Origin of the sequence: Luteococcus sanguinis (genome assembly GCF_039527675.1) — a bacterium.
Classification (GTDB): Bacteria; Actinomycetota; Actinomycetes; order Propionibacteriales; family Propionibacteriaceae; genus Luteococcus; species Luteococcus sanguinis.
The window spans coordinates 103,360-126,694 of the sequence record NZ_BAAAKI010000002.1 but is presented as its reverse complement, the minus strand read 5'-3'; the positions used below and the strand labels follow the sequence as shown (position 1 = coordinate 126,694).

Here is a 23,335-nt window from a genome sequence, read left to right as displayed (position 1 = left end):
CGGGGGCGGGCACTGTTGGTTGTGCGTCGTGTCTGGTGGAGCTGGATCTGGTGGAGGGGGCCGGCGGCTTCCCACACCAAGGGTCGGGTCAGTTGCCCATCAGGCCGTTGACGAACTGCTCGGGGTCGAAGGGGGCCAGGTCGTCCACGCCCTCGCCCAGACCGATCAGCTTCACCGGGACGCCGAGCTCGCGCTGCACCTGCACGACGATGCCGCCCTTGGCCGAGCCGTCGAGCTTGGTGAGCACGATGCCGGTGACCTTGACAACCTCGGCGAAGATCCGCGCCTGCACCAGGCCGTTCTGGCCGGTGGTGGCGTCCAGCACCAACAGCACCTCCCCCACGGGGGCGAGCTTCTCTGTGACACGCTTGACCTTGCCCAGCTCGTCCATCAAGCCGGTCTTGGTGTGCAGCCGCCCGGCGGTGTCGATCAGCACGACGTCCACCTGCTCTGCGATGCCGCGCTCCACGGACTGGAAGGCGACCGAAGCAGGGTCGGCCCCCTCGACACCACGGACTGTCTCGACGCCGACGCGCTCACCCCAGGTGCTGAGCTGTTCGGCAGCAGCAGCACGGAAGGTGTCCGCGGCACCGAGCAGGACGCTCTTGTGCTCGGCCACCAGCACGCGTGCCAGCTTGCCCACGGTCGTGGTCTTCCCGGTGCCGTTGACCCCGACGACCATGACGACGGCGGGCTTGCCGTCGGTGCCGGTCAGGTTGAGCGAACGATCCATGGACGGGTCAACGAGCTTGACCAGCTCAAGACGCAGCACATCAGCTGCCCGCGCCGGTTCGGTGATCCCGTCGATCGCCAGCTCACGGCGCAGGTTCGTGATCAGTTCCGTGGTGGGGGCTACGCCGAGGTCGGACGAGATGAGGGTCGCCTCGAAGTCGTCCCAGGTCTCCTCGTCCAGCCGGTCCCGCGACAGCAGGTCAGCCAGGCCACGGGCCAGCGCATTGTTCGAGCCGGACAGACGGCGGCGCAGCCGGGTGAGGCGTGAACCGGCCGCCTCGGGCACCTCCAGCCCGACCTCCGGCTCGGCCGGCACCTCGACCGAAGGCTCCGAGGGCAGTTGCTCCACGGGCGGTTGGCGGTCCAACCCCCGGCGGTTGCTGACGGTGATGATCACCGACGCCGCAACGATGCAGGCGACGACGGCCGCGAGGATGATCCAGATCAGTAGGTCGTATTGCACGTCCACAGCCTAACGGCGGCCGACACACAGGCCGGCCCCCGCCCGATGGGGCGAGGGCCGTGGGCAAGAACTACGTCAAGGAGCGGGCGCTCAGGCCTTCTGCGACTCGTTGCGGCGGGAGGTGGCCTGCTCGTAGACGTTGAGGAAGGCGGCCGGTGGCTCGGCGTCACCGTTGAGGTGGCGGGCAGCGGTGGCCAGGTGGTCGGCGACCTGCGGAACCTTCGAGCGGTACATGCCCTTCATCCCGATCAGCACGACACCAGAGATCACAACGGCGAGCGCGATGATCAGGAACATGGACAGGTAGACGGAGGTCACGTCGGGTCACTTTCTTTGCCTGCTGGGCAGGCGGACTGGTGGTGTGGTCCAATCATTCCCCGCCCGCATGACGGCACTCAAATCGACACGGCCCGTCTTGGCGTTTCCACAGCCTCGTCTAAGGCTCAGGACACCTGTTCGTCACGCAACCGTTGGCTGATCACCGTTGAGACGCCGTCACCGCGCATCGTGACGCCGTACAGGGCATCCGCGATCTCCATCGTCCGCTTCTGGTGGGTGATCACCAGAAGCTGCGAACTCTCCCGAAGCTGCTCGTAGATCCCGAGCAGTCGGCCGAGGTTGGCGTCATCGAGGGCCGCCTCCACCTCGTCCAGGATGTAGAAGGGGCTCGGACGGGCGATGAACAGGCTCACGAGGAAGGCGACAGCCACCAGCGAGCGTTCACCGCCCGACAGCAGCGACAGCCGTTTGACCTTCTTGCCCGCCGGACGCGCCTCGACGTCGACGCCGGTGGTGAGCCAGCTGCCGGGCTCGGTCAGCACCAGCCGCCCCTCACCGCCGGGAAACAGGCGCGGGAAGACATCGTTGAAGGTGCGCTCCACGTCGGCGTAGGCGGCGGCAAAGACCTCCTCGACCCGGCGGTCGACCTCTTCGACGATCTCGAGCAGGTCCTTGCGGGTGCGACGCAGGTCGTCCAACTGCTCGGCGAGGAAGGCGTGCCGCTCCTGCATGGCGTCGAACTCCTCGAGCGCCAGCGGGTTGACCCGCCCCAGCACCTGCAGGTTGCGCTCCGCGGCGCGCAGCCGCTTGGACTGTTCCTCGCGAACGAAGGGGACTGGCTCAGGAACATCGTCGTCCTCGGTGAGTGCGCTCCCGTCGCGGCGGGTCAGGACGGGGACGAACTGGTCGGGCCCGTACTCCTCGACCAACGCCTCGGCCTCGATGCCCAGCTCGCTCATCGCGCGCTCGCCGAGTTGCTCGATGCGCATCGTCTGCTGGATGCGCGCCATCTCGTCGCGGTGGGCACCCTCGACGACCTGGTCGAGGCTGCGGCCGGCCTCGCGGGCCTCGCGGCGGGCGACACCGAGCGCGGCCTCGGCCTCGATCCGGGCGGCCTCGGCAGCCGAGCGTTCGGTGGTGGCCAGCGCCCGGGACTGGTCCACCCGCCCCACCAGCCATTGCGCCCCTGCGTGCACGGAGCGGGCAGCCTCGGCTTCGCGGCGCAACTGTCGTGCCCTCGCCTCTGCCTTCTCCCGCGCCTGCCGTTCGGCGATCGCGGCGCGGCGCAGCGAGTCAGACCGCCCCGCCAATGCCTTGGCCCGCTCCTCCGCGGTGCGCAGGGCCAGGCGGGCGTCCATCTCGTGCTGCCGGGCGCGGCGCGCGAGGTCGGCCTCCCGGTCCCGCTCGGCCGGGTCGGGTTCGACGAGCTCCCCCTCGGCGGACGCCAGCTCCAACCGCTCGGCCAGGTCTGCCAGACGCTGTTCGTCCTGAGCTCGGGTGGCCTGCGACTGCTCCATCGCCTGCACCAGTCGGTCGGCCTCGCCGCGGGCATTGCGGCTGGTCTGGCCGAGCTGCCCAAGCTGCTCGGCCAGCGCCGCCATTGACGCGTCCGACTCGTTCAGCGCCTCGAGCGCTGCATTGGCCTCCTGTTGGGCCGTCTGCAGGATGTTCTGCGCCTGCGCCAGCTCGAAGCGGACGCGCTCCAGCGCATGCTCAGCCTCGACCAGTCCGCCGCGCGCCTCGTCAACCGCGGCCTGTACCTCGATCAGTGACTGCCGCGCGGTTGAGCCACCGCTGGCGAACCAGGACGAGAGCAGGTCCCCCTCCCGGGTCACCGCGACGACATCTGGGAGGTCAGCCACCAACTCCCGCGCGGCGGTCAGGTCGTCGACCAGGGCGACGGTGCGCAACAGGCGGGCGAGTGCCGGACGCAGTCCCTCGGCCACCTCGATCGCGTCCACGGCCCACACAGCCCCGTCAGGAAGCGTCGGCCAAGCCGGCCCGGGGGGAACGGGAGAGCCCTGGACGAGCAGACCGGCTCGGCCGAGGTCGTCGGACTTGAGCAGCGCGAAGGCGTCGACGGCAGCGTCCATCCCCGCGACCACGACGGCGTCGGTGGCCTGCCCGAGGGCGGCCGAGACAGCTGTCTCCCAGCCGGAGCGGACGCCGATGACGCCAGCCACCTGACCCAGCAGGCCGTCGAGGCGTTCGCTGGCCGCCAGCAGCGCGGTGCCGGCGTCCTCGCGTTCCAGCCCCATTTCCAGGGCCTCCACGCGGGCCGCCAGCGAGGCCCGGTGCTGGGCTGCGGCGGTCTCGGTCTCGCGCAGGGAGCGGATCTGGGTGCGGATCTCCTCCACCTTCTCGGCGGCGGTCTCGTAGGCCTCGTCGAGGCCCAGTTCACCGTCCTCGGCGCCGGTGATCTGCGTCTCGAGCCGGCGGAAGGCCAGGTCGGCCTCCTCGGCGCGGGCGATCGCCTCGTCGCGGCGGGCGGTGAGGCGTCCGGCTTCCTCAGCGGAGGCGTCCAGCCGGGACTTCAGCGAGTTGACCTGACCGGTGAGGCGGGCCAGGCCTTCGCGTCGGTCGGCCACGGCACGCAACTGCGCGGCGTAGGCCTTCTCGGCGGCGGCGTGGGACTGTTCGGCGCCGGTGCGCCGCAGCTGGGCGTCGGCCATCGCGCCGGTGAGGCGGTCGACCTCGGCGCGCAGTTCGTCCTCCTGCTGGCGGACCTGTTCGGCCTCGGCCTCCAACTGCTCGGGGTCGCGCCCCTGACGGGAGTGGTCGGGGCTGGCGTCGGCGTGGCGCATCCGCTCGGCAGCAATGGACAAGGTGGTCGAGACTCGCTCGCGCAGGGCGGCGAGGTCGTACCAGTACTCCTGGGCGCGGGCCAGGCGCGCCTGCGCCTCGGCGACGGCGTGCTCGCGGGCCACCTCGTCGTCCCGGGCTGCGGCCAGGCGCTGTTCGGCGGCGGCGCGGGCCTGGACGAGTGCCTGTTCGTCGGCGAGTTCGCTGGCCAGCGCGAGTTGGGCCTGGGCGAGGTCGTCGGCCAACAGGCGGGCCTTGGCGTCGCGCAGTTCGGCCTGGATGACGGCGGCCTTGCGGGCCACCTCGGCCTGTCGCCCGAGCGGCTTGAGCTGGCGGCGGATCTCGGCGACGAGGTCGTTGAGTCGGTCCAGGTTCCCCTGGGTCGACTCGAGTTTGCGCAGCGCCTTCTCCTTGCGCTTGCGATGCTTGAGGACGCCAGCCGCCTCCTCGATGAAGCCGCGGCGGATCTCGGGGGTGGCCTGGAGGATCGTGTCCAGCTGGCCCTGGCCGACGATGACGTGCATCTCGCGTCCGATGCCGGAGTCAGAGAGCAGCTCCTGGACATCGAGCAGGCGGGCCGCGTGACCGTTGATCGCGTACTCCGAACCGCCGTTGCGGAACATGGTGCGGCTGATCGTCACCTCGGTGTACTCGATCGGCAGCGCGCCGTCGGTGTTGTCGATGGTGAGCACGACCTCGGCGCGGCCCAGCGGCGCGCGTCCGGAGGTGCCGGCGAAGATGACGTCCTCCATCTTCCCGCCGCGCAGGCTCTTGGCGCCCTGCTCCCCCATCACCCAGCTCAGCGCGTCGACGACATTCGACTTGCCGGAGCCGTTGGGCCCCACGACGCAGGTGATGCCGGGCTCGAAGTTCAGCGTCGTCGCGGACGCGAAGGACTTGAAGCCGCGCAGGGTGAGGGACTTGAGGTACATGTCAGCCCTCGGCGTGCCGGGGTTCGCTGACGATGGTCCCGGACTCGGTCACCTCGTCGGGGTCGACGACCGGCGCCAGCATCGGCACCTCGGCGGCGGGATGGTGGACGGCGCGGAAGGTCCACAACTTGTTCACGACGAAGTTGATGGGCAACGTGATGACAATGGTGATCAACTGGGACCAGTAGGCACGCGCACGTAACCCCTGGTCGTCGTTGAAGACCGACGACGGTAGGTAGACCGGTGACGTGGGGTTGGTGAGCCAGGTCTTGATCACCAGGCCCGCCATGGCGGCCACGCTGCCGACCGCGAAGAAGGGCCAGAACTCGGCCCACCAGCCGCGCCGATGGGTGCGCTTGAAGGTCCATGACCGGTTCAGCTGGAAATTCCAGAAGTTCGCGACCACAAAGGCTCCCAGCCACACCAGATGCGTGTAGCGGAGCGCATGTCGCGCCGTGATGAACCAGACCGGGTCGTTGTCGTGGGAGGTACCGCCGTGCAGCTTGGTCATGATGAAGGCGACGACCATGTTCACGACCACGCCGGAACCACCGACGATTCCGAACTTCAGGAACTGGCGCAAATGTCGGCGGCTGCGGGCGCGGCGGGATTCAAGAGTCACAGTGCGCAAATCCTACCGGTCCGGGCCGTGGTCCCTCGCCGGTGGAGCGCGGCGCGGCGTCGACCCTGTGCGGTCCCGCGGCCGCGTCCTCGGCCACCATCAGCGACCGAAAGCCTCGGCCATCAGGTCACATTCCGCCGGCCGAACCGCGTGTCCGGCGGCAATCTCCCGCCAGCACCCGAGCACGGTTCGGACCTCGGCGAGTGCCCGCTCCACCTCGTCGGCGCCCAGCCCAAACTGGGGAGCGCTGGCCACCAGGGCCTCTAGACCTTCCTCCCGGCCGTCCTCACCCGCGATGGTGGTCGCGTGTCGTGCGCCATCGGGGTTGGGGTTGATGTCGAAGGCCGGGGACAACCGCCACCCCTTCTCGGCCTGCACCACCCCGTGGTTGCGCAACTGGTCATCGGTGTTGTTGATCAGGAGCCCAAAGGCAGCTCGGCGCCAGAGTTGGGCCAGGTCGGCCGTGGCAGCCGCACTGTTCTGGGCCAGGGCCTCCGCAAGTTCCAGGTAGTCACGCTGATCGCCATCGTCGGCACCGACGAGCGTCATGGCACTGAGATAGCCGCGGCGCAGGGCCCCTTCCCGGTCGAAGCGACGCAGCAAGAGCACTGCGCGCCCCTCGACGCGGATCAGCCGGTGCTCGGGAACCTCGATTCCTGCACGCTCCGCCAGGTCGAGCGCCGTGGCCTCCCAGGCCATCACGTCCCACTGGTCGCCCGGGTGCGGGAACTTGGCAATGTAGAGCGTGCTGCCCTCACGGATGGAGGCCTTTGGTCGAGCCCCACCGAGGCTGGCGGTGCCCGCATCCAGGAGGAGCTTGATCTCCTCGACACTCTCCTCGTCCCGGGCGACCTTCTCGGAGGCTCGCAACAGCCTTGGCAGGGCTAGGGCCCTTGGGACATCACCGTGTGCCGCAAGGAAGTCCCCACCATCGAGGCTGAACCGCAGGGCGCCCTGGCGGGTCACGTCGCTGACCCCCAGCAGGTAGTCGACTTCGGTGATGCTTCTCGATGCGGTGTCTCCGGACGCGCGAAGCCGCTTGCGGATGAGGTTTCGGCCCCACCGGTCCGGCGCCGAGTCCGAGAAGGCGCGCGGCAACCCCGCGACGTGGTGCTGCCCGCGTACGAGGGGGAACGCCGGATCCACGGCGTGGGCGCGTGGGTCGCCGAGGTAGTTGGAGGTGTAGACGAAGGTGCTGGTGAGCGTGCGACCCGAATGGACATACAGCGTGCCGGCCTCGACGGGCTGGCCGCCGATGTCGAGATGGACGGTCACCACCGAAGTCATCGCCGTACCCGGCGAGGCAGCGTCTGATCGGAGCGGGCACGCCCGAGGTCGGTCTCGAAGGGGTCGAAGGCTTTCACCACCTGGTCGCGAATGCCCAGCGCCGCAGCCACATTCAAGACGGTGTCCAGCCCCACCTTCACGTCGCCGTTCTCCAGCCGACTGAGGGTGCTGCGTGAGATCGCTGCCCGGTCGGCCACCACGGCAGCGGGCAGGTTGAGTAGCTTGCGCCAGGCAGCAAGGTGGGCGCCAACCGACTGCCCGGCTTGGATGGTGCCGAAGGGGGTGGGTCGCGTCGCCATGACACCATGCTACCCAACATCGCACATATGCGCTCTAAAACAGCTTTCGTGCGTCTATGTACGACGTAAGCGAGAGCTCCCCTTGCGCAGTCGTTGGCAGGACGGACAGAAGTGGCTGGAACGGTTCATGAACTGCTGTCGGACGATGGCGGTGCCGCACCGTGGGCAGGGCAGGTCCTCGCGGCCGTAGACGTTGAGGTCGCGGCCGAAGTAGCCGGACTGGCCGTTGACGTTGACGTACAGCGCGTCGAAGGAGGTACCGCCCTGGGCCAGCGCCTCGGCCATCACGGTGCGGGCGGCTTCCAGGACGGCCAGCGACTCGGTGCGGGTGAGCGTGGCCGTTGGCTGCTCGGGATGGATCCCGGCGAGCCACAAGGACTCGTCCGCGTAGATGTTGCCGATGCCGCTGACGAGCTGTTGGTCGAGCAGGGCGCGCTTCACGGTCGTCCGCTTGGCCCGGAGGCGATCTGCGGTGGCCGTGAGGTCGAAGTGCTCGTCGAAAGGGTCCAGCGCGATGTGGGCGACCTCGTCGGGCAGTTCGGCACCACCGGGGCTCAGGCTCAGCCCACCGAACATCCGCTGGTCGACGAAGCGCAGCTGACCGCCGTCGTCCAGGTCGAAGGTGATGCGGGTGTTGCGCTGCAGCTCTGCGGACGGCTGGTCCAGTCGGAACTGGCCGCTCATGCCGAGGTGGGCCAGGATCGCGTCACCGTCGGCCAGCGCGAACCACAGGTACTTGCCGCGACGCCGGGGACGATCGAAGTTGCGGCCGGTCAGGGTGAGGGCGAAGTCCTCGGGCCCGGGCAGGTGGCGACGGACGGGCCGTGGGTGCAGCACCTGGACGGACTCGATCCGACGGCCGGTGACGATGGGCTCCAGCCCGGACCGCACGACCTCCACCTCGGGGAGCTCGGGCACGTCAGCCGATGAGCTCGTCGGCCAGGGCGGAGGTCTCGCTGAGCGCCGCGAAGGCGAGCGCTGCTGCTTCCTGCTCGGCCTGCTTCTTGTTGCGTCCGCGTCCCTCGCCGTACTCGACCCCGTCGACCTCGGCACGCGCCACGAAGCGCTTGTCGTGGTCGGGGCCCGACTCGGTGATGCGGTAGGTGGGCATCGCGAAGCCGCGGTTGGCGCACACCTCCTGCAGGGAGGTCTTCCAGTCCAGACCAGCACCGATGGCGTCGGCCTGCTCGACCAGCGGGTCGAAGATGTGGTGCACGAAGACCTCGGCCTTCGTCATGCCGCCGGTGAGGAAGATGGCGCCGATCAGGGCCTCGGTGGTGTCGGCCAGGATCGAGGTCTTGTCATGACCACCGGTGGTGGTCTCCCCTCGTCCCAACTTCACCAGCGGACCGATCCCCAGTTCGCGGGCCACGTCGGCGAGGCTGTGCGCGTTCACGACGGCGGCGCGCAACTTCGCGAGGCGTCCCTCGGGGTATGCGGGGAAGCGCAGGTAGAGGTGCTCGGTGACGACGATGCCCAGCACCGCGTCACCGAGGAACTCGAGTCGCTCGTTGGTCGGGATGCCACCGTTCTCGTAGGCGAACGAACGGTGGGTGAGGGCAAGCTCGAAGAGCTGGACGTCCAAGGGGACGCCCAGCTCTGCGAGAAGCTCCTGGAAACGGCTCAACGACGCACCAGTGTGCTCGGGAATGTCAGGCCTCGAGCACCTGGCGACGGGCGCCGCGGGGGCCGTACTGGCCGCAGGCGCTGCACGCGGTGTGCGGCAGGACGGGCTGACGGCACGCCGGGTTCACGCAGACGACGGTCTGCACGGCGGTCGTCTTCCACTGCGCACGACGGCTGCGGGTGTTGCTGCGGGACATCTTCCGCTTCGGGACTGCCACGATTGTCTCCTTGCCAGGGCCCGGCGTGGTTGACGCCGGGTTGAATCCGATCGGCCAGCTGCGCTGACCTGCTGTTGTTGGTCAGTCGGGCTGACCGGATGTGTCCTGCTCCTGCGACCCGAGGTCGGCGAGCTTCTCCCATCGGGAGTCGACCGCCTCACCGTGGCTGTGGTCTGGATCATCGTTCAGGTTGGCGCCACACTCGACGCACAGACCCAAGCAATCATCCCGACACAGGGGCGTGAAGGGCAGATCGAGCACCACGGCGTCGCGCAGCACGATCTCGAGGTCGATCAACTCGTCCACGACACGACTGGCTTCCTCCTCCGCCTCCCGCTCCGGGTAGAAGTACAGCTCGGTCAGGTCGTAGCTCTCGTCGCACGAGAACTTCTCCAGACAGCGGGCGCACTCCCCCTCGAGGGTGATGTCGGCGGTGCCGGTGACCAGGATCCCCTCCACGACGGACTCCAGACGGAGATCCAGCGTGACGGGAGAACCCTCGGGCACTCCGATCATGTCGATGCCGAGATCCGCCGGCGCCTCGACCTCGCGGTGGAACTCCTTCATCGTGCCAGCACGACGCACGAGGTCATGGGTCTCGAGGACCAACGACTTACGGGCGTCGAGATGACGATGATGGTTGTTCATCGCTCAGCTCCTTCAGCGCAGAGGGACACGACAGCGTCATGACCGAGGGCCTAGCCTACCGTGAGCCCTCGCGCACACCAAACCGGTCAGGCGCGACGCTCGGCCAGCTTCGCCTGCATGGCTCGGCTGACCTCGGGGGTGACGAAGTCCGACACGTCCCCGCCATTGGCGGCCACCTCGCGCATCATCGAGCTGGACACCGTCCCGAACCGGGCGGCCGCGGGCAGGAAGACCGTCTCCAGCCCGGAGATGTGGGTGTTCATGTGCGCCATCTGCAGTTCGTAGTCGAAGTCGGACGCGAACCGCAGCCCCTTGACGATCAGCGTGCAGCCCTGGGCCTTCGCGTACTCGACCAGCAGCCCGTCGATCAGGCCGACCTGCACACCGGACAGGTGCGCGCAGGCGTCACGCGTGAGCTCGACGCGCTCCTCGGGGGCGAACAGGTGGTTCTTCGTGGAGTTGCGACCGATCGCCACCAACACCTCACCGAAGGTGGCGTGCGCCCGCTCGACGATGTCCAGGTGGCCGCGGGTGATGGGGTCGAAGGACCCCGGGCAGATGGCCTTCACTCGTCCTCCTCGACGGGGGTTTCGGTGCGCTGGCACCAGTACAGGGCGGTCTCACCATAGTTGCGTGACCAGTGCTCCGTCCCGGCCGGGAAGGTCGGCTCCGGGTCGCGGGCGGAGCGCTCGATCACCAGCATGCCGTTGTGGACGAGGTGCGGCATCGCCAGCTCCAGCGTCCGCTTCAGGTGGTCGTTGGTCAGGTGGTAGGGCGGGTCGGCCCAGATGACGTCGAACTCCCCACCCGGACGGTCCAGCCACGCGTCCACGCTGGAGGTGACGGTCTCGACCGAGAGCCGCGCCTTGTTGGCATTGGCCTTGGCAATGCGCGCGGTGGGCCCATCGTGCTCGACCAGGACGACCGGGGACGCTCCCCTGCTGGCGGCCTCGAGGCCGACGGCGCCGGAACCGGCGTACAGGTCGACGAAGCCCACGCCGGCCAGGTGCTCCTCGGCGCTCTGGTCGCCGGTGCCGTTCCAGGTCGCGAGCGCGCTGAAGAAGGCTTCGCGGACGCGATCGGTGGTGGGCCGGGTGCGGTCGCCGGTGGGAGTGGTGAGGCGCAGGCCCTTCGCCCGTCCGGCAATGATCCGGCTCATTCGTGGCTCCCGCTCATGTCGGCCCACCCTAGTGCCCCGGCGAGAAGCGTCGTGGTACAGAATTGGGGCATGGCCGACATGGAGAACCCCATCACCCCGATCGAAGAGGACACCTGCTGGGGTTACCTGGCATCCCAGGAGGTCGGCCGGCTGGCCACCGCCCGGGACGGACAGCCCGAGATCTTCCCGATCAACTACTGCGTGGACGGCCAGTCGGTCGTCTTCCGCACCGCCGAGGGCTCGAAGCTCCAGGAGCTCACCGACAATGCGCTGGTTGCCTTCGAGGTGGACGGCTGGGACGACGACAAGGGCTGGTCGGTGGTCATCAAGGGCGAGGCGACCGTCATCACCGACGAGCGCGAGCTGCAGCTGGCCGACCACATGCCGCTCAAGCCCTGGGTTCCGACGGTCAAGAAGCACTACGTCCGCGTCACGCCGGGCGAGCTGACCGGACGCACCTTCGCCTTCGGCGCCGAACCCAAGGCCTGACCAACACCCCGCACCCGAAGTCCACACAGGGCGTCCGCCGTCGGCGGGCGCCCTGTCTGCGTCCACTGGTCAGGACTTCTCGAGCCACTCCCCCGCCGCCAGCAGCTCGGTCTGGGTGATCATGTCGGCCAGGTAGGGGTCGACCAGGTCGGGGTCGGCGGCGATGAGCCTTTCGGCAAGCTCGCGGCAGTGCTGGATCAGCTCTGCATGGTCGATCACCCGCAGCAAGCGCAAGGTGGTGCGCGTGCCGGACTGGCTCGCGCCCAGCACATTGCCCTCCTTGCGCTGAGCCAGGTCCAGTTCGGCGAGCTCGAAACCGTCCCGGGTGCGCTGGATCGCGTCCAGCCGGTCCCGGGCCGGGGTGCCGACCTCCGAGCTGGTCACCAGTAGGCACAGGCCCGGCAGGGAACCTCGTCCGATGCGCCCGCGCAGCTGGTGCAGCTGGCTGATGCCGAAGCGGTCAGCGTCCAGCACCACCATCACGGACGCGTTCGGGACGTCCACCCCGACCTCGATCACGGTGGTGGCCACGAGGACGTCGGTCTCCCCCGCCGCGAACCGCGCCATCGCCGCGTCCTTGTCGTCCGGGTGCATCTTGCCGTGCAGCATCTCCACCCGCAGTCCCGACAGGGGGCCGGAGGTGAGCCAGCCGTGGGTGTCGACGACGGTGGCCGAGGCGGGAGCGCCGTCCTCGCGGAAGTCGTCGGTGTCGGAGCCGGTGATCCGGGGACAGACGACGAAGGCCTGGCGTCCCTGTTCGACCTCCTCGCGGATCCGCTGCCAGGCGCGCTCCAGCCAGGCCGGACGCTGGACGGCGTCCACCACCTGGGTCTGCACCTCGGCCCGTCCCGCCGGGATCTCGGTCAACACGGACGTCTCCAGGTCACCGAACACCGTCATCGCGACCGACCGCGGGATCGGGGTCGCGGTCATCACCAGGACGTGCGGACGAAGTTCCGCCTTCTCGTTCAGGGCGGCACGCTGCTCGACGCCGAAGCGGTGCTGCTCGTCGACCACCACCAGACCCAGGTCGGCGAAGTCGACCTGCGCGCCCAGCACGGCGTGGGTGCCGATCACGATCCCCGCCTCGCCGGAGGCCACTTTGGTGAGCCCATTGCGCCGCGCGGCGGCGGGCATCGACCCCGTGACCAGGACGACCTCCGTGGCGTCCTCGGGCGCGCCCAGGGTGCGCCCTTGGCCCAGGTCGCCGAGCATCCGCCGGATGGAGTCGAGGTGCTGGGTGGCGAGCACCTCCGTGGGCGCCAGCAGGACGGCCTGCCGCCCGGAATCGACCGCCTTGAGCATCGCGCGCAGGGCCACGACCGTCTTGCCGGAGCCGACCTCGCCTTGCAGCAGTCGCTGCATCGGCGCCTCGGACGCGATGTCGGCGAAGACCTGCTCGGAGACCTCCCGTTGGCCCTGCGTCAGCTGGAAGGGCAGCCGGGCGTCCAGCTGATCCAACAGCCCGCCCGGACGCCCGGTCAGCGCGGGCGCGCGGTGGTGGGAGTTGTCGAGGCGGCGGTGCGCCATCGTCAGCTGCATCGACAGGGCCTCGTCGAAGAGCAACCGTTCGGCCCCCAGCTCCGCCTCGTCCCGGTTGTCGGGCGCGTGCACCGCGCGGAAGGCCTCGGGCAGGCTGGGCAGGCCCTCCTGCTGGACGACCCATGCCGGCAGCGACTCGGAGAGGTCACCCAGATGTTCCCGGACGATCTGGACGCAGTCGGCGATCTCCCAGGTCGGCAGCCCCCCGCCCCCGGGGTAGATGCCGATCAGCCCGCCGCGTCGGGCGACGGCGAGCATGTGTTCGCGGGAACGCTGGTCCTTCTCGTCCTTCGCCCGGCCGAGGATGCGCAGGTCCTCGTCCAGCGCGACGAAGTTGGGGTGCGCGAGCTGGGGCTTGTGGTTGAACTCGCCGACCTTCCCGGCGGCCAGCACCAGCCGGCCCTCCGGCAGCAGGTTCGTCCAGTACTTGATCATGTGGCCCTTGCCGAACAGCGTCATCGGCAGGGTGCGGCGCCCGTCGGAGAGGTTGACGGTCAGCCGCCGGCGCGGCTCCTGCCCACCCGGCTCGGGCCTCCCGTGCACGCGGAGCAGCAGTGCGGCGTCCTCCCCCGGCACCAGGTCGGCGATCGTGCTGGTCTCGGTGCCCGACACATAGCGCCGCGGGACGTGCCGCAGCAGGTCACCGGTGGTGGTGATGCGCATCTTTGCGAACTGCTTCGCGGTCTTCCCTCCGAGCACCTGGCTGAGGTCACGGTTCAGCTCCGCAAAGGTCTCGGTGCGCCACTGAGGGCTCCAGGCAGCCACGTCCCGACCCTACAATCCGTCGCCGGACGCTCGATCACCTTCGCCATGGCTGGATCCTCTCGAACTCACAACGATGCGGCGTCAAACAGCCCCCGCCACCCCGCGCACTTCACAGACCCAGACGTGAAGGATGGCCCGCAGCCGATATGCGCGGTCATGAACCTCTGCCTCACGCAAGCACCGGGCGCGGAGATGGAACACGACCGGCCCCTCCAGGGCGTACAGGTTGACCGACCAGGTCTGGCGCAGCTGCTGGCCAGTGACCGGCTCCTGACAGGCGGGGCAAACCCCCGGCACCTCGTAGCGGACCGCGCGAGCCAAGCACTTGCTCGTCTCCTCGTCGATCCGCAGCCACTGGCAGGGCCACGGGCCCCCGCAGTGACCACACACGGGCAGGTGGCCATCAAGCGCCTCGTAAACGTCCACACGAGCCCGTGGACTCCCCGAACCCTGCCGTCGCTGCCCGATCGCACCCCGCCGCGGCGAAGCCGTCACGCTACCCTCAACCCGGAGCAGGCCTGGTGAAGTGGGGTCGGGTCCTATCTCCTCGACCAGCCAGATCTCGTCCTGGAACGCCATCTGGGCACCCGGGGTCAGGTTCTGAAGGGCGCGACTCCGGGTACCCGAGGGGGACGGGCCGAGGGACAGCTTCGAGTGGTCGGCAGTGTGCACTGGCCTTGCCTTTCAAAGTTGGCCCGATTCACCCCCCGCCCCCAGCCGTCCTGGGGCCGGGAGTTTCCGGGGGATGTCGCCTACCCGATAGAAGGTGCCCCAGCGGACGCCGGTTTCTCGTGGTCAGTGATAGTTGAGACGCGCCGCCTTCTGTCCAGCGGGAACCAGGCGATGAGCTGGGGACTTCAGAGGTCGTCGCGGTTCTTTGCCTATCGCCGAGGCGGGTAGCTGACGTGATACTCCCCGATCGGTGGCTGGGTCGTGTAGGTGGACCACACGTCCTCCCGGGTGCGGATCCCGGCCGGCTCCGCCGACGAGTTGCATGGCGTACAGAGCAGGCCCCTCACCAGGCCCGTGGGGAACGGCTCGCCAGCACTGCCGGGGAGGGGGTCAGAATGCTGCCAGCATGCACCCGACGAACTCAGCCAAAGTTCCCACGAACAGGATCACGATCAGCTCACCTGCCGAGACTTTGCACCTACCCACGATGGCGATCACCACAGGGAGAGCCAGCGCCGCCACAGTGAATCCCCAAAGCACTATCAACGCAACCGAGTTCGCTCGTACTTCATAACCACCTATGAGCTTCATGCCGAGGAAAGCGCCTGCTACCACCGACAGGGGAACTGCCAGACCGGACCAGACCGGCCACAGATTCTCCGGCATGGACCTTTCCTTCGGGGGCATGGGGGGCTCGAAAGTGAAGGACACAGCTTTATTATGCAGCATGCTTCGTCGATCCGACGAGCACCCGCCAAGGCTTCAGGCCCACGTCAGAGTGTAGAGAGCACCAAGTTCGCAGCCAGCTGCCGCCACATAGCCTTAGCCACCCGCTTGTTGCCCCAAGCGCACACCCTATTGCGGTCACACTTCGTAACATCTGAGCCCCAAGCCGTGACGCGTAGGTGCAGGATTCCCCAACTCCCCTTGTAGATGTTAAAGGTGATGTGCTTGCCAGCCCCTTCCTTGTGGCCCGGCAGCGAGAGAAACTGCATCCCAGTGGACCAACGACTCGTCACTCTAACCGGGTTTCCGGAAAGGGAGCATCGGCCCCCAACCCACATGTTCCAACACAAGCTTGGTATTGGAAACACTGCAGCGAAAGCGTGGGTCAGAACATAGCCGAGATGTTGCGGGGACGTATGGCGACTCCCCCACCCCAAGCTAAAGTCAAATGAGTATGCGTATCGCCCGGTCCTGTCCCTATTCATCACGGGATCATTTGGATATCCATAGCTCGTGGCATTTCCACCGTAGACCGGGTCCAAACTTGTAAACAGTCCAGTTTGGAGGTTGTACAGCCGGGCCCCCATCAACGTGACCCCAAGGGCATCGAGCGTGGCGCGTTCGTATTGTCCCAGCCAGCCGTATCCGGCTGCAGCCGAGCCGGCAGCGCTTGAGGTGACTGGTTGTCCAGGTTGGCCGTATTCGGTCCAGTCTCGCCATACGTCGATGCCCGCGGCGGGGTTGGTGCCGTCGAGGGTGATGGTGGCGTTGATGTCCCCCCGGAGCCCAGCGAGGGCGAGTTCGGCGGTGGTCCCTCCGCTGGTGATGGTGTAGGTGATGCCGAGCCCGTCGCCGGTCAACGACCCGAACCTGGTGGTGGTCTGGGTGCCATCGCGGACCTCGACGGTCCAGGCCGGGTTGTCCGACGCGTCGGTGTAGTGCCGCACCACGGTGCCGGCGACGGCACCGGGAACGACCACGGGTCCGACGGTGGTGTTCTGGGCGAGGCGCCTGCCGGCCCCGTCGAGGGTGAACGTGACACGCACGTCGCCCTGGCTGATGGATTGGGCGGCGTCGGTGTCGTAGTAGCCCAGCGCCATGTCACCACGCGACGGGTTGGCGGTGTCAGCTGCGGGGATGCTGGTCTGACGCCCGAGCGGGTCGTAGCTGTAGGCGCCTTGGGCGTTGGCGCCGGTGGTGGGCTGGTCGGCCCCGTTGTACGCCCGCGTGAGGGTGGTGGCTCCGGTGTCCACGCAGGCGGTGTTGGTGGCGCTGGTTTGGCTGGTGCGGTTGCCGTTGGCGTCGAACCCGTATCCGCGGCGGGTGCAGGGGACGGTGGCGTCGCCAGCGGGGTTGCCGGTGATGTCATCAACCTGAGTGAGGCGCCCGGCCTTGTCGTAGGTGTAGTACCGGTCCGACCTCACCGCTTGGGCACCGGTGGTGGCGGTGTAGGAGGACCCGCCGTCGGTGGACCATTCTCGGACGGTGCGGCCGGCGGCGTCGGTGGTCGCGGACCAGCCGAACCAGGGCTGGTCATCCACCGTCGCGCCGGTGTCGGGGTCGGTGCCACGTCCGGAGTAGACCAGGTCGACCAGTTCCCCTGCAGGATCCCAGCTGTGCCGGCGGGTGATCCCGCCGGGCAGCTTCTCCACGGTGACCTTGCCCTGGGCGTCGTAGGCGGCTGTCGCGGAGTGGGTGATCCCGCCGCTGGTCTGTTCGACCTTGGTGACCAGGCCACGGGTCTCGACCTGCCCGTTCGCGTCGGTCCCACCATAGGTGTAGCGGGCCTCACCGGTGTTGTCGGTGACCTTGGTGACCTGCCCGAGCTTGTCGTAGCTGGTGGTCGACGTGTCCGCGACCTGTCCGGCGGGGTGTTGGAGTAGGTGAGTTGGCGGCCCCAGCCGTCGTACGTCATGGCCGTGGACCCGGCCGCTGACGTGGTGCCGGTCACCCGACCGGCGGCGTCGTGGCTGGTGGTGACCGCCGGCACCGGTAGGCCCCCGACCGGGTGGGTGGGGTGGCGTCGATCGGAGTGCCCTTCTGGGGTGGGCGCGCCGCCGACGACTAAGCTTGGCCGTTCGACGTGCAGGTAGAGATGGCCAGTCGGCTCGGCACCGAAGTCGTCGTCGCACCAGCTGCCGCGCATGTCCCCACTGTCGAGGCGCCTCGGGAGTTCGTCGACAGCTTGCGCCTGCTGAGCATCACGCTCGTGGGAGAAGGTTATGCCCCTGACGTCAGCGTCGCGGCCTCGGCGAGGGCGGCGGCGAGATACGGTGCTGAAGCGCTGTTTCTGGACGCGGCGACCTCTGCTGGCGTTCCGGACGCGACCACTGTGCCGCCGTTGTCACCGGCTCCCGGCCCGAGATCGATGACGTAGTCGGCTGCGCCGACCACTCGCATGTCGAGTTCCACCATCACGACCGTGTTGCCCGCATCGACGAGAGTCTGAAGGTGGGTAACCAGACGGTCTGCGTCGGCACAGTGCAAGCCGGAGGTCGGCTCATCGAGCACGTACAGAGTGTCGCCGCGCTGCGCTCGTTGCAGTTCGGTGGCCAGCTTCACACGCTGCGCCTCCCCACCGGAGAGCTCTGTGGCCGGCTGTCCCAAGCGCAGATAACCGAGCCCGACATCGACCAGCGAGGTGAGGGAGCGCATCACGTCGTCCTCGCCGGCGAAGAACTCGTGAGCCTCTTCGACGCTCATCGCGAGGATTTCCGCGATGTTGCGCCCTCGCCAGGTGATCTCCAGGGTGCTCGATTGATAGCGCGTGCCATGGCAGTCGGGACACACGGTGTAGACCGAGGGCAGGAAGAGCAGCTCGACCATCACGGAGCCTTCTCCTTCACAGGTCGGGCAACGGCCACCTGCGACATTGAAGGAGAACCGACCGGGCTTGTATCCGCGTGTCCGAGCTTCCAGCGTCTCGGCGAACCGGCGCCGCACATGATCGAAGAGTCCTGTGTAGGTCGCGACGTTGGAGCGGGGCGTGCGGCCGATGGGTTTCTGGTCGATGCTCACCACACGCCGGACGGTCGTGAGATCGCCCTCGACCGACCCTCCGAGTTCATCGGACTCGTCAGTGAGGAGCAGGGCGTCGGCCTCAGCGCTTTCCTCCTCGACGCGAGGGGCGTCTCCTTGTCTGGCGCCGATGAGGGCAGGCAGGACTTGACTGACAAGGCTGGACTTCCCCGACCCTGACACGCCAGTGACAGCCGTGAGCGTTCCGAGCGGTAGCGCCACGGATACGTCCCGCAGGTTGTTGCGGGTGACGTGCTCCAGCTGCAACCAGTCGTGGGCGGCACGGGGCTGGTGCGGTGGAAGGCCGCTGCCCCCGAAGATGTATCCGCGCGTCACCGACTCGTCGACCTCCGCGAGCCCGTCCGTGGGTCCGCTGTAGATCACGCGCCCGCCGCGTTCCCCGGCTCCAGGGCCGATGTCGACCAGCCAGTCCGCGTGCCGCATCACGTCGACGGAATGCTCCACGACGAAGAGGCTGTTGCCGCGCTGCTTCAGCCCGTCGAGAATACCCAGCAGCGCGGTGACGTCGTGCGGATGGAGACCGGCTGACGGTTCGTCGAGGACGTAGACAACACCGAACAGTTCCGACGTGAGCTGCGTGGCGAGTCGAAGTCGTTGTAGCTCCCCTCCGGACAGTGTCGGCGTAGTGCGACCTAGCGAGAGGTAACCGAGTCCGAGATCGATGATGGGGCGCAGGCGGTCCAGCAATTCTGCGCCCAGGCGGGCTGCCGCTGCGCGCTTCTCGACAGACTGATTCGGTGTGCGACGGACATCCGGCGCAGCGGAGTGTGCGGAGCCGCCAGCAGCAACGCGCTGCTCGACGGCTTCACGTCTGGTCGCGACGTCTACCACGGCGCCGGAGGTCTCGCCCTCGCTGTCAGACTCGGCGACGACGGATTCGAGGAGCTCAGCCAATTCACGCAGTGGCAAGGCTGAGAAGTCCGCGATATCGAGTCCTTGGAACGTCACCGTCAGTGCTTCGGGTTTGAGCCGCTTCCCATGGCACACCGGGCAGACCGCCGCGCTCATGAACTGGGCTACGCGGCGCTTCATCGACGCGCTCTTCGTGTTCGCGAAAGTGTCGAGCACGTACCGCCGCGCGCCGACGAAGGTGCCCGAGTAGCTCGGCTCGATTCCTGCTCGGATTGCCCGGCGCGCTTCGGCGAGTGTGAGTCGAGAGTGGACGGGAACGAAGGGGGTCTCGTCGGTATAGAGGATCCAGTCCCGATTTTTCTTCGGCAGATCCTTCCACGGTACGTCGACGTCGTAGCCGAGCGCGACGAGCACGTCCCGCAACTGGTGGCCGTGCCAGGCGGTCGGCCACGATGCGATGGCGCGCTCCCGGATGGTGAGTGAGGGATCGGGCACCATCCGCTCCTCGGTCACCGCGTACACTCTGCCGATGCCGTGGCACTCGGGGCACGCGCCCTGCACGGTGTTCGCGGAGAAGTCCTCGGCGTAGAGCATCGGCTGACCGTCTGGGTATTCACCGGCTCGCGAATAGAGCATCCGAACCACACTCGACAGCGTGGTGATGCTGCCTACAGAGGAGCGCGCGCTGCGCCCTCCGCGCTGCTGCTGCAAGGCGACTGCGGGCGGCATCCCGGTGATGGAGTCGACGTCGGGGACACCCGCCTGGTCGATCAGTCGCCGCGCGTACGGGGCAACTGACTCCAAGTAGCGCCGCTGCGACTCCGCGTACAACGTGCCGAAAGCCAAGGAGGACTTCCCGGATCCGGACACGCCCGTGAACACAACCATCGCGTCACGCGGAACCGTGAGATCGACGTCCTTGAGGTTGTGTTCGCGGGCACCACGCACCCGGACATCGGGATGGACGTGGGTGGACACTGAGGAAAGGTGATCCATTTCGGAACTGTACCTAGCGGGTCTCGTGGCAAGCAGGTTCACCGACCGTGGGAGGCAAGATGATGCGGCTGTTTACCATCGGGTTCACGAAGAAGAAGGCGCGCGAGTTCTTCGGTCTGCTCTCCGACAGCGGCGCGACGGCTCTTGTTGACATACGGCTGCGGAACCGTTCGCAGCTCGCAGGATTCGCGAAGCGAAACGACCTCGAGTTCTTCCTCAGTCCAAGGACTCCCGGATGGCGCTGCTGGCGGCTCCCGTGTGGGTCGGTCTGATGGCCTTGCTGTACCGGATGATTGGCCCGGGAAGGCGCAGCCACTCGAAGTTGGACTTCGACGCCATGGGTGAGGTCGAGGAGGCTGCGCACGGGGCCGCCGCACACGGACGGACCAAGAGTCAGTGGTCTCACCCATGTGACCAAAGACGCCTTACACCACGCCCAGGGCGGCCCAAGGAGCAAGGGCCCACGTCAGCTGGCCGCCACCGACCACCAGATCATCAGACTCCTGATGGAGAATGGTCGGATGAGCAATGCGGCCCTCGCAGCGGCCACCAAGACGGCCGAGTCGACGAGCCACGCACGTGTCCAGGCCCTGCGCGAGGCGGGGGTGATCAGCGGCATCCACGCGGAGGTTGACACCACCGCCATCGGGCGGCCGCTGCAGGCACTGATCTTCGTGCGGATTCATCCCGGTTCCCGCGAGGAACTCCAACCCGAGACCGAACGACTGGCGAAGCTGCCCGCCGTCCTCAATGTCTTCTTCCTGGGCGGCCACTACGACTTCGTGTTGTGGGTGGCCGCTTCCAATCCCACCGAGCTGCGCGCCTTCGTCCTGCACGACCTCAGTGAGCACCGCGCCATCGCCAGCACCGAGACCTCGGTGATCCTGGACCATCAGCGGGGAACCGACTTCAACGCCCAGTTCGAACAGGACTGAATCCCTCGGCAGGCTCGGGAAACGAGCCGACGGCTCAGATCGCGTTGAACATCTCCTCGAAGGACACTCCCGACATGCACCCATACAAGTGACAAACATCACCCGCAGATACCGGTCAGAGAAACAGGCCCAATAAAAAGACATGGACGCTGCTGGAACACGCAGCAAGGCCGCCACTCGTCGGTGACGAGCGGCGGCCCTGCGTGGTGATCAGGTGCCCGGACGGGCTGGGGTCAGCGGGTGACCTTGCCAGCCTTCAGGCAGGAGGTGCACACGTTGACGCGCTTCGGCGTGCCGTTCACGGTCGCACGGACGCGCTGGATGTTCGGGTTCCAACGGCGGTTGGTCTTCTTCTTCGACCACGGCACGTTGTGGCCGAAGCCCGGGCCCTTGGCGCAGACGTCGCACACGGCAGCCATTGTGGTACTCCTCGATAGATGGTTCTGGAAGTCCCAGCAGCGAACCGCCGGGGGGTCGGCCCAAAAGGGCAACCCGAGAATGATAGCCCGACCGGGCGGGGACGGCCAAACCGCCCGTTCCCTGCACCTGGAAGCCCGGCTGTGGAGGATCAGATCTCGACGACCACCGGGATGATCATCGGGCGACGGCGATAGGTGGAGCTCACCCAACGCCCGACAACGCGGCGGACGATCTGCTGCAGCCGATGGGTGTCGTCGACGCCCTCCTCCATCGCCTGGACCAGCTTCTCGGTGACCTCGCGGCGCACCCGGTCGAAGGCCTGGTCGCCCTCGATGAAGCCGCGGGCATGGATGTCGGGCCCGGAGACCACCGTGTTGTCGTGCAGGTTCACCGCAGTGACGACGGAGATGAAGCCCTCCTCGCCCAGGATGCGGCGGTCGGTGAGCTCGCTCTCGGTGATGTCGCCGACCGTCGAGCCGTCGACGAAGATGTAGGACGCGTCGACCTTGCCCACCGCGCGGGCCCGGCCGTGGTGGAGGTCGACCACGACACCGTCCTCGGCGACGATGACGTTCTCGTCGCGCATGCCGGTCGCCTTCGCGAGGTTGGCATTGGCGATCAGGTGACGGATCTCGCCGTGGATCGGCATCGCATTGCGCGGCTTGATGACGTTGTAGCAGTAGAGCAGCTCGCCGGCGCTGGCGTGGCCGGAGACGTGCACCAGGGCATTGCCCTTGTGCACGACCTTGGCCCCCAGCCGCGACAACCCGTTGATGACGCGGTAGACGGCGTTCTCGTTGCCGGGGATCAACGAGCTGGCCAGCAACACCGTGTCACCGGGGCCCACCTCGACCACGGGGTGCTCCTTGTTGGCGATCCGGGCCAAGGCGCTCAGAGGCTCGCCCTGCGACCCGGTGGAGATGATGACGACCTTGTCGGCCGGGTAGTTGTCGATCTCCTTGAGCTCGATCAGCGTGTTGCCCGGCACGCTCAGGTAGCCCAGGTCGCGGGCGGTGGCCATGTTGCGCACCATCGAGCGCCCGACGTAGACGACCTTGCGGTCGTGCTTGACGGCCATGTTCAGCACCTGCTGCACGCGGTGCACGTGGGAGGCGAAGCAGGCGACGATGAGCTTCTGGTCGGCCTGCTCGAAGACGCGCTCCATGGCCGGGACGACGTCCTTCTCCGGGGTCGTGAACCCAGGGACCTCGGCATTGGTGGAGTCGGCCATGAACAGGTCGACACCCTCGGTGCCGAGCCGGGCGAAGCCGCGCAGGTCGGTGATGCGTCCGTCCAGCGGCAACTGGTCCATCTTGAAGTCGCCGGTGTTGAGCACGCTGCCGGCGGCGGTGCGGATCATCACCGCCAGGGCGTCCGGGATGGAGTGGTTGACGGCCAGGAACTCCAGGTCGAAGTGGCCGACGCGGGCACGGTCACCCTCCGCCACCACCTCGAGGTTCGTGTTGCGGATGCGGTGCTCGCGCAGCTTCGCCTCGACGAAGGCCAGGGTCAGCTTCGAGCCCCAGATCGGGATGTCGCTGCGGCGGCGCAGCAGGTAGGGCACGGCGCCGATGTGGTCCTCGTGCCCGTGGGTGAGCACCATCCCGATGATGTCGTCCATCCGGTCGGCCAGGAAGTCCAGGCCGGGCAGGATCAGGTCAACGCCGGGATGGTCGTCCTCGGGGAACAGCACGCCGCAGTCGATGAGCAGGATCTGACCATCGATCTCGTAACAGGACATGTTGCGGCCCACATCGCCCAGGCCTCCCAGAGGGATGACGCGCAGTACGCCGGGCTTCAGGGCAGGTGGGGTTCGTAGTTCGCCAGTCACC

General features: G+C 67.8%; 21 protein-coding genes. 3 read left to right on the top strand and 18 right to left on the bottom strand.

All coding sequences use genetic code 11. The features are described 5' to 3' along the window. Nucleotides 1–88: 88 nt before the first annotated feature. From ftsY to ABD089_RS01935, 12 genes are all read right to left on the bottom strand, one after another. The gene (ftsY, locus tag ABD089_RS01990) at nt 89–1,195 is read right to left on the bottom strand and encodes a signal recognition particle-docking protein FtsY (protein WP_386769084.1); all 1,107 of its coding nucleotides are present in this window, start codon (nt 1,193–1,195) and stop codon (nt 89–91) included. A gap of 90 nt (nt 1,196–1,285) precedes the next feature. Continuing rightward, complete coding sequence (locus tag ABD089_RS01985; protein ID WP_343884508.1) at nt 1,286–1,513, bottom strand: hypothetical protein; 228 nt, start codon at nt 1,511–1,513, stop codon at nt 1,286–1,288. 125 nt (nt 1,514–1,638) lie between these two features. Beyond that, a complete protein-coding gene (smc, locus tag ABD089_RS01980; RefSeq protein WP_343884507.1) occupies nt 1,639–5,208 on the bottom strand; it encodes a chromosome segregation protein SMC in 3,570 nt (1,189 codons plus the stop codon). 1 nt (nt 5,209) lies between these two features. Further along, nucleotides 5,210–5,830 carry a GtrA family protein gene (locus ABD089_RS01975; RefSeq protein ID WP_343884506.1) on the bottom strand — a complete coding sequence of 207 codons (621 nt, stop codon included), beginning with the start codon at nt 5,828–5,830 and terminating at the stop codon, nt 5,210–5,212. A gap of 99 nt (nt 5,831–5,929) precedes the next feature. Further along, complete coding sequence (locus ABD089_RS01970; protein WP_343884505.1) at nt 5,930–7,105, bottom strand: type II toxin-antitoxin system HipA family toxin; 1,176 nt, start codon at nt 7,103–7,105, stop codon at nt 5,930–5,932. 8 nt (nt 7,106–7,113) lie between these two features. Then, entirely contained in the window at nt 7,114–7,416 is a 303-nt protein-coding gene (locus tag ABD089_RS01965) for a helix-turn-helix domain-containing protein (protein WP_343884504.1), read from the bottom strand. A 54-nt stretch (nt 7,417–7,470) separates the two neighbouring features. Next, nucleotides 7,471–8,334, bottom strand: coding sequence for a bifunctional DNA-formamidopyrimidine glycosylase/DNA-(apurinic or apyrimidinic site) lyase (gene mutM, locus ABD089_RS01960; protein WP_343884503.1), 864 nt, complete (start codon nt 8,332–8,334; stop codon nt 7,471–7,473). Between the two features lies 1 nt (nt 8,335). Next, nucleotides 8,336–9,067 (bottom strand): ribonuclease III, encoded by a 732-nt coding sequence (gene rnc / locus ABD089_RS01955; RefSeq protein WP_386769090.1) that lies wholly within the window; start codon nt 9,065–9,067, stop codon nt 8,336–8,338. Between the two features lies 1 nt (nt 9,068). Then, nucleotides 9,069–9,260 carry a 50S ribosomal protein L32 gene (gene rpmF, locus ABD089_RS01950; RefSeq protein ID WP_343884501.1) on the bottom strand — a complete coding sequence of 64 codons (192 nt, stop codon included), beginning with the start codon at nt 9,258–9,260 and terminating at the stop codon, nt 9,069–9,071. An 81-nt stretch (nt 9,261–9,341) separates the two neighbouring features. Continuing rightward, complete coding sequence (locus tag ABD089_RS01945) at nt 9,342–9,908, bottom strand: YceD family protein (protein ID WP_343884500.1); 567 nt, start codon at nt 9,906–9,908, stop codon at nt 9,342–9,344. A gap of 86 nt (nt 9,909–9,994) precedes the next feature. Next, nucleotides 9,995–10,477 (bottom strand): pantetheine-phosphate adenylyltransferase, encoded by a 483-nt coding sequence (coaD, locus tag ABD089_RS01940; RefSeq protein ID WP_343884499.1) that lies wholly within the window; start codon nt 10,475–10,477, stop codon nt 9,995–9,997. Further along, entirely contained in the window at nt 10,474–11,067 is a 594-nt protein-coding gene (locus ABD089_RS01935; RefSeq protein ID WP_343884498.1) for an RsmD family RNA methyltransferase, read from the bottom strand. The genes coaD and ABD089_RS01935 overlap by 4 nt, the downstream gene beginning before the upstream one ends. 69 nt (nt 11,068–11,136) lie before the next feature. Here ABD089_RS01935 and ABD089_RS01930 point away from each other — a divergent pair, with 69 nt between their 5' ends. Beyond that, entirely contained in the window at nt 11,137–11,556 is a 420-nt protein-coding gene (locus ABD089_RS01930; protein WP_343884497.1) for a pyridoxamine 5'-phosphate oxidase family protein, read from the top strand. Nucleotides 11,557–11,625: 69 nt separating this feature from the next. Here ABD089_RS01930 and ABD089_RS01925 read toward each other — a convergent pair whose 3' ends face one another. The 4 genes from ABD089_RS01925 to ABD089_RS01910 form a co-directional block, all read right to left on the bottom strand. Beyond that, nucleotides 11,626–13,863 (bottom strand): ATP-dependent DNA helicase RecG, encoded by a 2,238-nt coding sequence (locus tag ABD089_RS01925; protein ID WP_386769082.1) that lies wholly within the window; start codon nt 13,861–13,863, stop codon nt 11,626–11,628. Nucleotides 13,864–14,925: 1,062 nt separating this feature from the next. Continuing rightward, nucleotides 14,926–15,201, bottom strand: coding sequence for a hypothetical protein (locus ABD089_RS01920; protein ID WP_343884496.1), 276 nt, complete (start codon nt 15,199–15,201; stop codon nt 14,926–14,928). Between the two features lie 107 nt (nt 15,202–15,308). Next, nucleotides 15,309–17,393 carry an RHS repeat-associated core domain-containing protein gene (locus tag ABD089_RS01915; RefSeq protein ID WP_343884494.1) on the bottom strand — a complete coding sequence of 695 codons (2,085 nt, stop codon included), beginning with the start codon at nt 17,391–17,393 and terminating at the stop codon, nt 15,309–15,311. A gap of 88 nt (nt 17,394–17,481) precedes the next feature. Then, complete coding sequence (locus ABD089_RS01910; protein WP_343884492.1) at nt 17,482–20,148, bottom strand: excinuclease ABC subunit UvrA; 2,667 nt, start codon at nt 20,146–20,148, stop codon at nt 17,482–17,484. Between the two features lie 59 nt (nt 20,149–20,207). Here ABD089_RS01910 and ABD089_RS01905 point away from each other — a divergent pair, with 59 nt between their 5' ends. Both ABD089_RS01905 and ABD089_RS01900 read left to right on the top strand, forming a co-directional pair. Continuing rightward, a complete protein-coding gene (locus ABD089_RS01905) occupies nt 20,208–20,420 on the top strand; it encodes a DUF488 family protein (RefSeq protein WP_343884579.1) in 213 nt (70 codons plus the stop codon). Nucleotides 20,421–20,489: 69 nt separating this feature from the next. Further along, nucleotides 20,490–21,083 (top strand): Lrp/AsnC family transcriptional regulator, encoded by a 594-nt coding sequence (locus ABD089_RS01900; RefSeq protein ID WP_343884491.1) that lies wholly within the window; start codon nt 20,490–20,492, stop codon nt 21,081–21,083. Nucleotides 21,084–21,316: 233 nt separating this feature from the next. Here ABD089_RS01900 and rpmB read toward each other — a convergent pair whose 3' ends face one another. Together rpmB and ABD089_RS01890 are read right to left on the bottom strand one after the other, a co-directional pair. Further along, a complete protein-coding gene (rpmB, locus tag ABD089_RS01895; protein ID WP_343884490.1) occupies nt 21,317–21,502 on the bottom strand; it encodes a 50S ribosomal protein L28 in 186 nt (61 codons plus the stop codon). A 149-nt stretch (nt 21,503–21,651) separates the two neighbouring features. Beyond that, on the bottom strand, nt 21,652–23,334 hold the full coding sequence (locus ABD089_RS01890; RefSeq protein WP_343884489.1) for a ribonuclease J: 1,683 nt from the start codon (nt 23,332–23,334) through the stop codon (nt 21,652–21,654). Nucleotide 23,335 lies beyond the last annotated feature (1 nt).